Below are 12,745 nucleotides of genomic sequence, written 5' to 3'. Positions count from 1 at the left end.
GGGTTGGGTGCTGGCGTGGTGGAGCTGAGGATCGTGCCGGTGGACGGGGACGCGTTGGTCGAGGACTGGCGGGAGGTGCACAACGCGATCATCCCGACGGCGCCCTTGTCGACCGACGAGGTTCGCGAGCGGGTCCAGCGGAACCACCTCGACGTTGCCTACCTCGGTGACACGGCGGTCGGTTGCTCGACCGTGCGGCCGCCGGACGGGGAGACGGACACGGTGACCGTGATCGCGCGCATCCTGCCCGAGTACCGGCGTCGCGGGTTCGGGGAGCAGTTGTACCGGCGGGGGCTGGCGAAGGCGGACGAACTGGGCGCCACCGCGGTCGAGACCGTCATCCTCGCGACGAACGAGGAGGGCGTGTACTTCGCGCAACGGCACGGCTTCGTGGAGACCGAGCGGTATGTGCTGGACGGTGACACGATCCCGTTCCTGACGATGCGGTTGAGTACGCACAGTTGGTTGTCGAGCACGGACACCGAGCACGTCGCCGCGATCCAGCGCGAGGCGAGCCGGTACGCGGAGGGCGGGGTGCTGCATGCCGCGCTGGAGGTGATCGCGTACGCCCTGGACGAGGCGCGCGAGGGGACGACGGACCACGTGCGGGTGATCCTGCACGACGACGGCTCCGTCTCGGTCGAGGACAACGGCCGCGGGACCGCGGTGCGCTTCGACGCGGCCGGTGTGCCGATGGTCAAGCCGATCATGGCGACCAAGGACCTGCGCTTCTTCGAGGTCGCCGACTCACCCGTACTCCCGGACGGCCGGCGCCGCTCGGGGATGTCGGTGGTGTGCGCGCTGAGCGAATGGGTCGAGCACACCAACCGCCGGACCGAGGGCAGCTGGACCCAACGGTACGAACACGGCCTGCCGCGGGGTCCGCTCACCAAGGTCGACGCGTCGGGAAGCACCGGGACCACGATCCGCTTCCGCCCCGACCCGGCCGTCCACGGCACCGAGCAGCCGACCCTGGAAGCCCTCGCCGAAGCCTGCTCCGGCTTCGACGCAACCACCCCGATCGACTTCCTCCGCGACTGACCGCCGGCTTCAAGCCAGAGCGGGTACGTCCTCTTCGCTCAATTCTCGCAATACCGCCGAGATCGCACCGCCGACCTCAACACGCCGATCAGCTCGGTAGTCCCTCGTACGGGGAGGTGATCAGCTTGATCGGGTGGCCGAGTTCGGCGAGGACGGTGTCGCGGAGGGTACGGGCCTCTTGGCCGTCGCGGTGGGTGAGGCCGGCCAGTTCGCGAAGGGTGGGGGAGTCGTAGCCGTCGGCCAGCCAGTGGGCGGCGAGGAGGGGGAGATCGGCGTCGGCGACCTGGTGGCCCTGGCTGAGTTCCCTCGGCGTGATCACCGCGCCAGTCTGACAGGGGGAAAAACCTGTTGCCGGCTGGGGATCGGGCGAACACGATGGCTGGGGTGGATCGTGATGAGCTCGCCCGGACGTGGCATACCGATGGTTTCGTGAAGTTGCCCGGGTTCCTCTCGGCGGAGGACCTTGCACCTGCGCTGGGGGAACTGGAGACGATGTTCCCCACGCCGGATGGGTTCCACGACGGCACCGATCCACGGCGGAAGAGGTACCTCGAGGACGAGTTCGACGGGATCGACACGTTCCCGTTCGCCAGTCCGGAGTTGAGTCTGCTCGCCGTGCATCCGCGGATCGTCGAGCTGGCCGAGACGCTGATCGGGCATACGGATCTGCGGATCTACTCGGCCGAGGCCTGGGCGAAGTACACCGGTGCCACCTCGTACGACCAGGAGCTGCACCGGGACTACCTCAACCACACCGTGCTGGTACCGACGACCGCGGACGAGTACCAGCAGGTCGAGTTCTTCGTCTTCCTCGTCGACGTGCCCGAAGACCTCGGTCCGCCGCACCTCGTCTCGCGGACCCACACCGCCGACCTGCCGATGAGCCCGAACTTCCTGCCGCGGTCCGGCGGCCAGGGGGACCGGTTCGTCTCGACCGCCGACAACACCGCGTTGTACGACGTGGAGGAGTCCGGAGCCGGGCCGGCCGGGACGGTGATTGCCTTCAGCACCAACACCTTTCACCGCGGTACCGGCCTGCGCAAGCCCCGCGGTGCGCGGTACTCGATGCAGCTCACCTTCCGCGCGGCGGAAGTTGACTGGGGCAACCGGGTCGCCTGGGCCGGCCGCAGTCACGAGCCGGCCTGGTACGAGTTCGTGCCCAGGGCAACGGTGCGGCAGCTCGAGCTCTTCGGTTTTCCGCGGCCCGGCCCCTAATTCTGGACGCCCGAAACCCTTGCGGGGATGCGGATGCGGTACCCGGACCTCGACCTGAGCCCTTGGCAGGTGACCGGCTGACCGCTGTCGGCGGACGTGGCTCCGACAGCCTGCGGGCAGCGAAACGGAAGACTGGTTGGCAAAGCTGGCGGCACACCGGTGTTCCGAGGCGCCCGATCGGCGCCGGCACCGGCCGAAGTGGAGCAACAGTGAACATCATTCACCAAATGAGTTCGATTCGCGCCCGCAGTCTCCTCGTCCTGGCCGCCGCCCTGATCGGGTTGCTGGCAGCAACGATTCCGGCGGCGACCGCGAACGCGGCGGTCACCGCGTCCGACCCCGAGGGCGCGGCGGGTTGTACCGCGGCGCACGGTCCGGGGAACTGGAACAACCACTGCGTCCGGGTGAACGGCGCCGGCCTGAACGTCGAGTCCATCGAGGGCTGGATCGACTCCAAGGGCGTACCCGGCTACCCGGTCACCGTTTGCAACGTCAAGATCGAGGTCTGGGGCACCGAGCTCGGCGGGTACCCGTACTCCAACAGCTTCCAGCACAACACCTGCGCCCTGGGCCACCTGGGGGCGAAGTTCACCGTGAACAAGCAGTTCCAGCCGGGTTCGCAGGTCTGCTCCAAGGCGATCTGGGAGGGCAAGCAGCCGCAGCCGGCCTGCGTCCAGATCCGGTACTGACGGCGCTGACCGGACCAGCAGCCGGCCCGCTCCGGGCCGGCTGTTCCCAGGGCGTCGCCGGCTGGACTCCGGGCCCGTTATTCTGCGGCATGGCTGTGATCAAGGTGCAGCTCCTGGGCGGTTTCTCGGTCGCGCTGGACGGCACGCCGGTCGAGTTCCGGGGCGCGTTGTCGAGGTCGCTGGTGGCGCTCCTCGCGTTGTCCGCCGGGCGTCCGCTCACCGCCGATTCGCTGATCAACCGGCTCTGGGACGACCGCTCCCCGGACAACCCCCGGCCGACCCTGCACTCGGCGATCGCACGGCTGCGCCGGGTCCTCGGTGAGAGCGCGATCAGCAGCGAGCGCGGCCGGTACTGCCTGCAGATCGATCCCGGCGACGTCGACGTGCTCCGGATGCTCGGCCAGTTCGAGGCCGCCGGCAACGAAACCGACAGCGCCCGCCGGTACGAGCTGCTCGCGCAGGGACTGGCGATGTGGCCCGAGCCGCTCCGCGACGAGTCCGCCCCGGAGGTACCGGAGGACGAGCGGACCCGGCTGATCGAACGGTACCTGGGCGCCTTCGAGGCCCGGGTGGATCTCGACCTGGCCCTGGCCCGGCACGACCTGGTCAGCGCCGAGCTCCGCGACCTGGCCGACCGGTACCCGCTCCGGGAGTCCCTGTGGTCGCGGCTGATCCGTGCCCTGGCCGGGTCCGGGCGCCGAGCCGAGGCGCTCGGGCAGTACGACCGGGTCCGGCGGCACCTGGCCGAGGAACTGGGCGTGGATCCCGGGGAGGAGCTGCGCGCAGCCTTCACGCTCGCGCTCACCGCGGACGCGGCCGAGGCGTGCGCGGATCCGATGATCCCGTGGCAGCTGCCGCCTCGCGTCGCACGGTTCGGCGGCCGGTCCGAGGTGCTGGCGGACCTGCATCGGCTGCTCGGCACGCGCCCTGACGAAGCCGGCGCGAACGCGGGCGTCATCCTGCACGGACCACCTGGCGTGGGCAAGACCTCGCTGGCCGTGCAATGGGCGCATCAGGCCGGCGCCGAGTTCCCCGACGGCTGCCTCTTCGTCGACCTTCGCGGCTACGGTCAGCGCTCGCCCGTCGACCCGGCGGACGCCCTGCACGACCTGCTCCGCTCGCTCGGCGTACCGGCCGACGCGGTGCCCGCCTCCACCGACGCCCGGACCGCCGAGTTCCGGACAGCGGTCGCCCGGCGGAGGATCCTGCTCGTTCTCGACGACGCGCGCAACGCCGACCAGGTACGCCCGCTGCTGCCGGGCGGATCCGCGTTCGTGGTCATCACCTCCCGGCATCGGCTGGACGGCCTGGCCGCTCGCGACGACTTCCGGCAGGTCTCGGTCGCTCCGCTGAGTCCGCAGGAGTCCCGGGCGATGCTGGCTGGATCGCTGCGCCCGGGCGTGGCCGGGGCAGACCGGCCGGACCGCTGGCTGACCGAGCTGGCCGAGCTCTGCGGACACCTGCCGCTGGCCCTGGCGGTCGCCGCCGGCCAGGCGAACCGGCAACCGGAGCTCGGCGTCGAGCAGCTCGTCCAGGATCTCCGCTCGGCACCGGCGCGGCTGGATCTGCTGCGGACCGGCGACGACGACGCGGCCGACGTCCGGGTGATCGTGGACCGCTCCTATCGCGCGTTGGACCCGGACTGCGCCGCGCTGTTCCGCGCCCTGGCGGCGAGCGGTGCGCAGTCCGTATCGACCCCATGTGCCGTTGCGCTGGGCGGGCTGGGCGACGCCGCGACGGTCCGGGCGCTCCGGAAGCTCACCGACCTCCATCTCGTCCAGGAGCCACGGCCCGGCCGCTTCACGTTCCACAGCTTGCTAGGGGTGTTCGCCGCCGAGCAGGCCCTCGCGGTCGACGGCGAGGCAGGGGTCCAGGCCGTCCTCGGCCGGCTCCTCGACTGGTACCTGGCGACACTGCGGGCCGCGGCCACGGTGATCGGCCACAACCTCGTCCTGCTGCCCGAGTTCGTGGCCGGTGCCGAACCGCTGGGGTTCGCCTCGGATCGTGAGGCGCATGCCTGGTTCGAGCTCGAGTACCGCGACATCGTCTCCGCCGTCGGGCGGGCCGCGGAGAACGGCCACCCCCGGAAAGCGGCGATGGTCGGTGTCTACCTGTGGCAGCACCTGACCCGGAAATCGGCCCTCTCCGACTCCTTCGTGACCATGCGGACGGCGGCGAGCGCGGCTCGCGCGGCCGGTGATCCGCTGCTGGAAGCCATCGCCGCCAATCAGCTCGCGACCTGCTACGGCCGAGCTGGGGAGTACGCCCAGGCAGTCGTCGAGATCGAGCACTCCCGTGCCCTCTTCCTGCGCTTGGGGAACCTGCGTGGTCAGATGATGACCACCGGCAACCTCGGGCTGGCGCTGCGGCGGCTGGGCCGGTTGGACGAGGCCGTGATGCACCTCAACGGCGCGCTGGACGACGCGCTGGAGGCCGGGAGCTTTCACGACATCGGGGTGCTGTCCAACAACCTGGCGAACGCGCAACGCGATCTGGGCCACCTCGACGACGCGTACGCCTCCGCCACCAGATCAGTGCGGACGCATCGCGAGCTCGCGGACTGGGACGGGCTGACCTTCGCCCTGCACACCTGCGCCGAGATCGCGCTCCGGCGCGACCAGCCCGACGAGGCCAGGGCCCTGCTCGAGGAGGCGCTCGAGCTGTCCGAGCGAGAGCAACTCCCGTGGTCCAAGGTCGAGGTCCTGGTGACGCTAGGGCATGCCCTGACCGCGTTGACCCGGCTGGACGACGCCCACCGGAGCTGGCAGCAGGCGCTGGACGAATTGGACCGGCTGCCCACCTCCGACCGACATGCGACCATCCAGGCCGAGGACATCCAGAAACTCCTGGTCTCCGGACTGCCGATCAGCTGAGTCCCGGACTGCCGATCAGCTGATCAGAGCGCGAAGAGCGCACCGTAGCCGGCCGGCTTCGCGTGCGAGCCGGCCGCGCGGAGTGTGGTCCAGAGCAGGGCCTGGTTGGCGGTCAGCACCGGCCGGCCGAGATCCTCCTCCAGCGCGGCGATCACACCGACCGCGCGGAACCCGTTGCCTCCGACAAAGATCGCGTCGGCCTCGGCGGGGGTGTGGTCGCGGATCCACCGGTACAGCTCGGCCGGGTTGATGCTCTGCTGGCGGCTCGGCAGTCCGCACGGCGCGTGGTACCGGACCTCGAAGCCCTGCGACCCGAAGTACTCCGCGCCCAGCCGGTTCAGCTCGGCGTCGAACCACGGTGGGTCGAACAGCGCGATCCGCTCGGCCTTGAGTTCACGCAGTCCCTCGACCGCCGACGCGCAGGTACTGATGATCGGGACGCCGCTGCCGCGTTCGTGCAGGCGCTCGATCAGCTTCCGCTCACCGGCCGCGCCGACCACGTACCCCGCGCTGGTGAACCCGATGCCGATCGCCCCGAGCGGGGCGGCGGCGAGCAACGCCAGCGCCTCGTCGATGTGCGGCGGCCGGACGAACGCCTCGACCGGGGCGAGCGGGATCGTCCGGCTCATCGCGCCACCGCTCGCCATCGCCCCGAACGGCACCCGCGCGGCGTGGATCCGGACCCCCGAGGGCGCCATCGCCTGCAACTCCGACTCGGGCCCGAGATCCGCGTGCGGCGTCAGCACCCCGATCCGCGTCCGCGCATCCCACCCGTCCGGCTGCCAAACCGCCCCACCGTTGCTCACCACGCACCCCCAACTCCCACCTTCATCACACCACGCCCAAGAGACGCCGACCAGCGCCGTGCGGAGGCAGGGTGCCGGCGACGTCCAGCCGTTCGCCAGGTCTCGGGGCGAGGTAGCGGCGGAGCTCGCCGGGCGAGGTGGGCGTCAGAAGCCGGTCGGTGGGCGCAGGGTGTACGGGGCTTCGAGCGCGGCGAGCTCGTCGGGGGTGAGCTCGAGGTCGAGGGCGGCGACCGCGTCGGGTAGGTGGTGCGGCTTGGTCGGGCCGACGATCGGCGCGGCGACAACCGGGTTGGCCAGGACCCAGGCCAGCGCGACCTGCGCCATCGGGACACCACGCGCCTCCGCGACCCGCTGGACGGCGTCCGCGATCGGCTCGTCGTTCCCGGCGAAGAACCGGCGGCCCACCGGATCCGTGTCGGCGCGCTGCGTCTGCGTCCCCCACGGCCGCGCCAGCCGGCCCTTGGCGAGCGGGCTCGGGACCCGCAGCACTCACCAACCTGTGCGGCCGGCTGGCTGTCGGACTGGAGTAGGCGTGGAGGGCCTCAGGCGGCCGGCTGGTTGGGAGGTTGATGAGTGGTGCAGGTCCGAGCGCGATCCGGCTGACCTTGAGCCCGAACTCTCCACCCGCAGCGAGGTCTTCCGCGCCAGGTGGGCCGCCCACAACGTCCGCTTCCACCGCACCGGGCTGAAGAAGCTCCACCACCCAGCAGTAGGCGACCTGGTCCTCAACTTCGAAGCCATGGAATTCCCCTCCGACCCAGGCCTCACCCTCCTCGTCTACACAGCCGACCCGGCAACCCAACAGCCGACAACCTCAAACTCCTGGCCACGTTGGCCGCCACCGAAACCCAACCCCACCTGAACCCCGCCGGCCAGCAACCAAGCTGACCAGGAACGCGGCGACGAAAGTTGCCTACGACTACAGCGCGAACCCTGTAACAGTTGGGGGGGCGGTGTCGGATGATCAGCGTGTGCGCAGAGAGCGATCCACGGCTATCCGGTGGCAGCGTTCTCAACACTCGTCGCGATCACCTTCCTCGCCCACCACTGGTACCTCCCCCGCAACCTCCGCCGCCGCATCAACCTCCTCACCGAAGAATCCGCCTGACAATACTCAGCGCGGATTCTTCGCCGGGGCGTCCGTGTACCACTTCCACCAGGTGAGGCCGCGGCGGCGGGCGTCGCGGGTCAGCCAGCCCATCGCGAACAGCGTGACCGCCAGACCGCCGATGATCATAGCGATGGCTCGCGGTGCTGTGTGGCTGTCGGCGGCCCACTCGCGTGCGTCCACCGTGGCCAGGACGACTGTTGGGTCCGACGGCCGATAGACGATGCTCAACGGCGGAGCGTACCGGGTGCCTGGCGCGGGCGTCTGCAGGCCCTCCGGCATACCCTCGCCGTCGTCCTCGAACTCGGCCAGCGTCGTGCTCATGTCCTGGCCGTCGCGGGTGCGGAAGACGATTTCCGGTTCGGACATGCCTCGCCCGATGTGCACCTGTACGGACGACGTAGTCGTCTCAACCCCATTGGTGAGCAGGTCTCGGCAGAGCGACTGCCGATAGGTGAGTTCAGCAAGCATCAGGCCGCCGAGAGCGGCGACGATCAGGGCGGGTACTCCGAGCCAGGTCGGGCCTCGGCCGGTCCAATTCACATTGGCCGTCAATTCACACCTCGGTCTCCATGGACGGAAGGTACACAACGGGTGCTGCATTCCGCTCGGGTATTCATTCGCTTGCTGATCGGTGGGGACTTAGGACCCTTGACCCGTTGGCCTGAGTGGTGTTGCTCTTGGGCCAGGAATTGGGGCCGGCCAGGGGGGGCTTTGAGTGATGGCCAGATTTCGTCTTGTGACGCTTCTGCTTGTTTTCGTACTGTTTTTCGCCGGCGGCGTGACCGCTGTTCCCGCGCAGGCTTCGCCGACCGGGATGGAGTTCGGGGCCCGGGTCGCCACCCGCGGTGGGGAGACCGATCAGGCCGCCGTGCAACGGATGGAGCAGACCGCCGGGCATCTCGATGTCGTCCGGGAGTTCCTGTCCTGGGACTCGGCGTTCCCGAACTCCTTCCACAACTGGCTGAAGAGCACCGACCACACGTTGATCCTGTCGGTGAAGTCGAAGCGGGCAAACGGCGCTTCGGTCCTGTGGGCAAACCTCGTCGCAGCGCAGCCAGGAAGCACGCTGTACAACGACATGGTGCGCTGGGCGGATCGGATCAAGGCGTTCGAGGCGCCGATCTACTTCGCCTTCAACCACGAGCCCGAATCGGGAGCGAGTCAGGCGCTCGGTACGGCCACCGACTTCATCGCGGCCTGGCGCAAGATCCGCGGCATCTTCAACGATCGCGGCGTCACCAACGCGAAGTTCATCTGGATCATGACCGACTACAGCTTCTTCGTCGGTTCTCAGGCCCGCAACGACGCCGCCAAGTGGTACCCGGGCGACGCGTACCTGGAAGCGATGGGCGCGGACGCGTACAACTGGCACAACTGCCGGACCGGGATCAGCAACCCGTGGAAGTCGCTGGAGCAGATCATCCGCCCGTACCGCGACTTCGGTGCGGCTCATCCGGACGAGGAACTCTGGCTGACCGAATGGGCCAGTACCGAGGACCCAGCGGTCCCCGGCCGAAAGGCTCAGTGGATCGCGGACGCGCAAGCTCTGTTCAAGCGGCCTGACTACGCTCAGTTCCGCGGTGTCGCCTACTTCGACTACCCGTTCTCCGGGTCGGGGAACTGCAACTGGCTCACGAACAGCAGCGCCTCCGCACTCGCCGCGTTCGGCACGATGGGCAACGACGAGTTCTACGGCGGCACCGTCGATCCACCCGACCCGCCGGACCCGACCGCGATCGAGGCCGTCGGAATCGCGGGGAGCAATGGCAACCTCGTCAACCACACCGTGCAGATCCCCGGCACGGTCCGAGCGGGCGACACGTTGCTGCTCTTCTTCAGCTCCAACCAGAACCCGGCGAGTACCACCGGCCCGGCCGGCTGGACCCAGCTGCGAACCGCCGATCCGACCGGGATGCGGAGCCGCGTCTGGACCAGGACGGCGACGGCCACCGACGCCGGTACCAATGTCACCGTCACGAACTCGGTGATCAACAAGGCGGACCTGATGGTCACCGCGTACCGGGGGATCTCGGCCACACAGCCGGTCGACGTCCACGCGATGACCATCCAAACGGTCACCACCGCCAGCCATCCGGCCCCGTCCGTCACGCCGACGCAGGGCGGCGACTGGGTCGTCGTGTACTGGGCGGACAAGTCGTCGACGAACACGGGCTACACGATCCCGACGACGCTGACACAACGGAGGACGGCCAGCGGCAGTAGCGGCGGACACATCACAGCCACACTCGCGGACACAGATGCCGCGGTCGGCATCGCACCGACGGGGACCTTCACGGCGACAGGGGCGACCACCTCCGGTACGACGATCATGTACACGATCGCCCTCCGCCCGGCGGAACAATAGGTGCAGAAGGCAACGAGCAGCCGGCCCAGAAGCCTGCCGCAGAAAGGAGAGTCAGCGCCGCGCGTGACGGATCTTCAGCCGGCCGAACCCCATCGTCCCGGAGACCCGGATCGTCGGCCCGCCCGAACCAGCGCCTCGCCGGGGGCGGTACGACGTGTCCTTCCATCCGGTCTGCAGACCCTCGATGTCGACGACCGCATCCCGGGGGACGACGATCGTGGCCCGGCCGGTCCCGAGCTGCAGTTCGAGGTCGACCACCGGGTCCTCGATGATCGCCCGGGACAGATCAAGCCGCACCCGGCCGAACGCCGACTCGACCTTGAGGTTCCGCGGGACGCGCCAAACGCCCCGCCGCTGGATCCGCCCACCGGCGGCCGCGATCGTGGACGACGTGGCCGCCTTCTCCGCCGGAAGCGAGCCCAATGCCACGACCAGTTCGCCCTGCGTCTTCACGGTGAGCACCTGGTGGAGGCGTTCCTCGAGATCGTCGTGCGAGAGGTACCCGTCGGCGTAGGCGTCCTGCAGCCGCTGCACAGCCGCGTCACGGTCCTCGTTGCCGATCATCGGCGGGCGGTCTTCCGGCAGGGCGGTCACAGGACGACTGTACCGCCGAGGTAGAGGTCACATCCTGGCCGCTTCGGTGTCTACGCTCGGAGTATGACTTCATCCGAGCAGGCCGTCACCGGCGAGCGCGCCGACATCCTGGACTTCCTCGCCAAGCACCGCTACTTCCTGCGGCACACCGCCGAAGGCCTGACCGACGAGCAGGCGAACACCCGCAGTACCGTCAGCGAGCTCACCGTCGGTGGCCTGATCAAGCACGTCACCGCGGTCGAGCAGAGGTGGGCCGAGTTCGCCCAGACGGGTGGCGAGGACGTGCCCGAGCAGACCGAGTTCACCCCGGAGTTGCTCGCCCAATGGCAGGACCAGTTCCGCCTCACCGAAGGCGAAACGCTGGCCGGAGCCCTCGCGGAGTACGAGCGGGTCGCCGCCGCAACCGACGACCTGGTCCGCACCCTCGACCTGGACACCAGCTACGAACTCCCGGCCGCCCCGTGGCAACCACCAGGCGTCTTCTGGACCGTCCGCCGCGTCTTCCTCCACATCACCGCCGAAACAGCCCAGCACGCCGGCCACGCCGACATCATCCGAGAAGCCATCGACGGCCAGAAAAGCATGGGCTAACCACCCAGGACCCGCGAGCGCCCCGACCGGCAAGAGTCGGTACTGCTGGTGATGGCGCTGTTCCTGCCTGGAAAATGGCGGGCTCTGGGGTGTGGAAGGTGCCAGGATGCCGGGATGGTTGAGCGGGCGTTGAGCTTCGGGTCGGTGGCAGAGGCGTACGAACGGTTCCGGTTCGGGTATCCGGCGGAAGTCCTCGAGTTGGTGACGGCGTACGCCGGTGGGCCGATCCGGACCGCGCTCGAGATCGGCGCCGGGACCGGCAAAGCGACCCACTTGTTCGCGCAGGGCGGGATCGCGGTCACGGCGACCGACCCGGACGCGGCCATGCTCGCGGAGTTGCGGAAACACCTGCCGGCCAACGTCACGACCGAGCAGGCCGCATTCGAGGATCTGCCGCTGGATTCGTCGTACGACCTCGTGTACTCGGCCGCCGCGCTCCATTGGACCAAACCTGAAGGCCGGTGGGACCGCATGGCCGCACTCGTCCGGCCGGGTGGTGTGTTCGCCTCGTTCGGCGCACCGATCCAGCTGGCCGATCCGGCGCTCAAGGAGGCCGTGCGCGCGGCCCGTGCGCCGTACCTCGCGGACGACGGCGTCCCGTCGCCCGACGGCACACCCGCGGATCGCCCGATGCAGTGGCCCGGCACGGAGCTGCAGCAATCCGAGTGGTTCACCGATGTCCGGCAGTCGGTGATCGACCGGCGTCTGACGATGAGCGCCCACGACTACGTCGGACAACTCTCGACGGTCTCGGCGTACGTCATGCTCCCGCCCGCCGACCGGGACCAGGTCTTCCGCCGAATCCTCCAGGTCCTCCCCGAAACCGTGGAACTCGACGCCGAACTCCACCTCCACCTCGCCCGCCGCGAGTAGCCGTTCGGGTCGTTGAGATCGGAAAGGTTGCTGGTGGTTGCGATACCTCGCGGGCGATAGAAGCCGGTCGGGGTAGCAGGTGGGCTGTGCCAGGATTCAGCGGTGCGAGAACCCTTCCCTGGCGAACCGGTCGTGCTCTTGGTAGCGGCTCGACAACGTTCGGTACGACTCATGCTGAGCGCGCCACAGCGGCCTTGGCAGGATGCTGTGCTGGACTACCTGGTCTCCATCACCGGTGAGGGGCTGGAGGCAGAAGCCGTCGTCACGAGCTTGGAAGGGGATTCGCTGGACGCCTACTTCAGCGACCTGGCTGAGCGATTCCGCGGATGGGAGGGCGTCCGCGAGTGGCGCAGCCTCGAGGGGCAGCTCCGGATCGTGGCGAAGTGGTCGAGCCGCGGCCATGTGACGCTGCGGGTCCATCTGCGGTCCACTCATCACCGAGATGTGTGGGAAACGTCAGCAGAGTTCGACGTCGAGGCCGGTGCCGAGATGGACGCACTCAGCACCGAGGTAGCGCAATTCTTCGCAGCCTCACGGTGAGACGCTGACCACGAGGGCGCGACCGAAAGGTGCGCCCTCTTTGTCAG

At 69.1% G+C, this 12,745-nt stretch carries 14 protein-coding genes; 9 read left to right on the top strand and 5 right to left on the bottom strand.

Features of this window, described 5'->3' with window-relative positions:
• Window positions 1–15: 15 nt before the first annotated feature.
• Entirely contained in the window at window positions 16–1,041 is a 1,026-nt protein-coding gene (locus tag FB561_RS38415) for a GNAT family N-acetyltransferase (RefSeq protein WP_145814623.1), read from the top strand.
• 88 nt (window positions 1,042–1,129) lie between these two features.
• Here the strand turns inward: FB561_RS38415 and FB561_RS36360 are convergent, their stop codons facing one another.
• Window positions 1,130–1,360, bottom strand: a complete 231-nt coding sequence (locus tag FB561_RS36360; protein WP_145814622.1) for a hypothetical protein — start codon at window positions 1,358–1,360, stop codon at window positions 1,130–1,132.
• Between the two features lie 65 nt (window positions 1,361–1,425).
• On the opposite strand from FB561_RS36360, the gene FB561_RS36355 reads away from it, so the two are divergent.
• The 3 genes from FB561_RS36355 to FB561_RS36345 all read left to right on the top strand — a co-directional run bounded on the left by FB561_RS36355 (window position 1,426) and on the right by FB561_RS36345 (window position 5,818).
• Window positions 1,426–2,256: a phytanoyl-CoA dioxygenase family protein gene (locus tag FB561_RS36355; protein WP_170284952.1), complete on the top strand. Its 831-nt coding sequence runs from the start codon at window positions 1,426–1,428 to the stop codon at window positions 2,254–2,256.
• Between the two features lie 227 nt (window positions 2,257–2,483).
• The gene (locus FB561_RS36350) at window positions 2,484–2,945 is read left to right on the top strand and encodes a hypothetical protein (RefSeq protein WP_145814620.1); all 462 of its coding nucleotides are present in this window, start codon (window positions 2,484–2,486) and stop codon (window positions 2,943–2,945) included.
• A gap of 89 nt (window positions 2,946–3,034) precedes the next feature.
• The gene (locus FB561_RS36345) at window positions 3,035–5,818 is read left to right on the top strand and encodes an AfsR/SARP family transcriptional regulator (protein WP_145814619.1); all 2,784 of its coding nucleotides are present in this window, start codon (window positions 3,035–3,037) and stop codon (window positions 5,816–5,818) included.
• A 23-nt stretch (window positions 5,819–5,841) separates the two neighbouring features.
• On the opposite strand, the gene FB561_RS36340 is transcribed toward FB561_RS36345, so the two are convergent.
• On the bottom strand, window positions 5,842–6,624 hold the full coding sequence (locus tag FB561_RS36340; RefSeq protein WP_145814618.1) for a maleate cis-trans isomerase family protein: 783 nt from the start codon (window positions 6,622–6,624) through the stop codon (window positions 5,842–5,844).
• A gap of 144 nt (window positions 6,625–6,768) precedes the next feature.
• Window positions 6,769–7,113, bottom strand: a complete 345-nt coding sequence (locus tag FB561_RS36335) for an aldo/keto reductase (RefSeq protein ID WP_238335328.1) — start codon at window positions 7,111–7,113, stop codon at window positions 6,769–6,771.
• Here FB561_RS36335 and FB561_RS38120 point away from each other — a divergent pair.
• A complete protein-coding gene (locus tag FB561_RS38120) occupies window positions 7,037–7,486 on the top strand; it encodes an MmyB family transcriptional regulator (protein ID WP_238335327.1) in 450 nt (149 codons plus the stop codon). The genes FB561_RS36335 and FB561_RS38120 overlap by 77 nt on opposite strands.
• A 252-nt stretch (window positions 7,487–7,738) precedes the next feature.
• Here FB561_RS38120 and FB561_RS36325 read toward each other — a convergent pair whose 3' ends face one another.
• Window positions 7,739–8,101 (bottom strand): hypothetical protein, encoded by a 363-nt coding sequence (locus FB561_RS36325; protein ID WP_145814617.1) that lies wholly within the window; start codon window positions 8,099–8,101, stop codon window positions 7,739–7,741.
• Window positions 8,102–8,471: 370 nt separating this feature from the next.
• Between FB561_RS36325 and FB561_RS36320 the strand changes: the two genes are divergently transcribed.
• Window positions 8,472–10,100 carry a glycoside hydrolase family 26 protein gene (locus tag FB561_RS36320; protein ID WP_145814616.1) on the top strand — a complete coding sequence of 543 codons (1,629 nt, stop codon included), beginning with the start codon at window positions 8,472–8,474 and terminating at the stop codon, window positions 10,098–10,100.
• 51 nt (window positions 10,101–10,151) lie between these two features.
• Here the strand turns inward: FB561_RS36320 and FB561_RS36315 are convergent, their stop codons facing one another.
• On the bottom strand, window positions 10,152–10,694 hold the full coding sequence (locus tag FB561_RS36315) for a DUF1707 SHOCT-like domain-containing protein (RefSeq protein WP_145814615.1): 543 nt from the start codon (window positions 10,692–10,694) through the stop codon (window positions 10,152–10,154).
• Between the two features lie 63 nt (window positions 10,695–10,757).
• On the opposite strand from FB561_RS36315, the gene FB561_RS36310 reads away from it, so the two are divergent.
• The 3 genes from FB561_RS36310 (at window position 10,758) to FB561_RS36300 (ending at window position 12,698) form a co-directional block, all read left to right on the top strand.
• Window positions 10,758–11,285, top strand: coding sequence for a DinB family protein (locus tag FB561_RS36310; RefSeq protein WP_145814614.1), 528 nt, complete (start codon window positions 10,758–10,760; stop codon window positions 11,283–11,285).
• A gap of 114 nt (window positions 11,286–11,399) precedes the next feature.
• Entirely contained in the window at window positions 11,400–12,158 is a 759-nt protein-coding gene (locus FB561_RS36305; RefSeq protein WP_145814613.1) for a class I SAM-dependent methyltransferase, read from the top strand.
• Between the two features lie 102 nt (window positions 12,159–12,260).
• Window positions 12,261–12,698, top strand: coding sequence for a DUF6228 family protein (locus tag FB561_RS36300; RefSeq protein WP_337692339.1), 438 nt, complete (start codon window positions 12,261–12,263; stop codon window positions 12,696–12,698).
• Window positions 12,699–12,745 lie beyond the last annotated feature (47 nt).

This window comes from Kribbella amoyensis, assembly GCF_007828865.1.
Classification (GTDB): Bacteria; Actinomycetota; Actinomycetes; order Propionibacteriales; family Kribbellaceae; genus Kribbella; species Kribbella amoyensis.
This window is presented reverse-complemented; position numbering and strand designations above follow the sequence as displayed.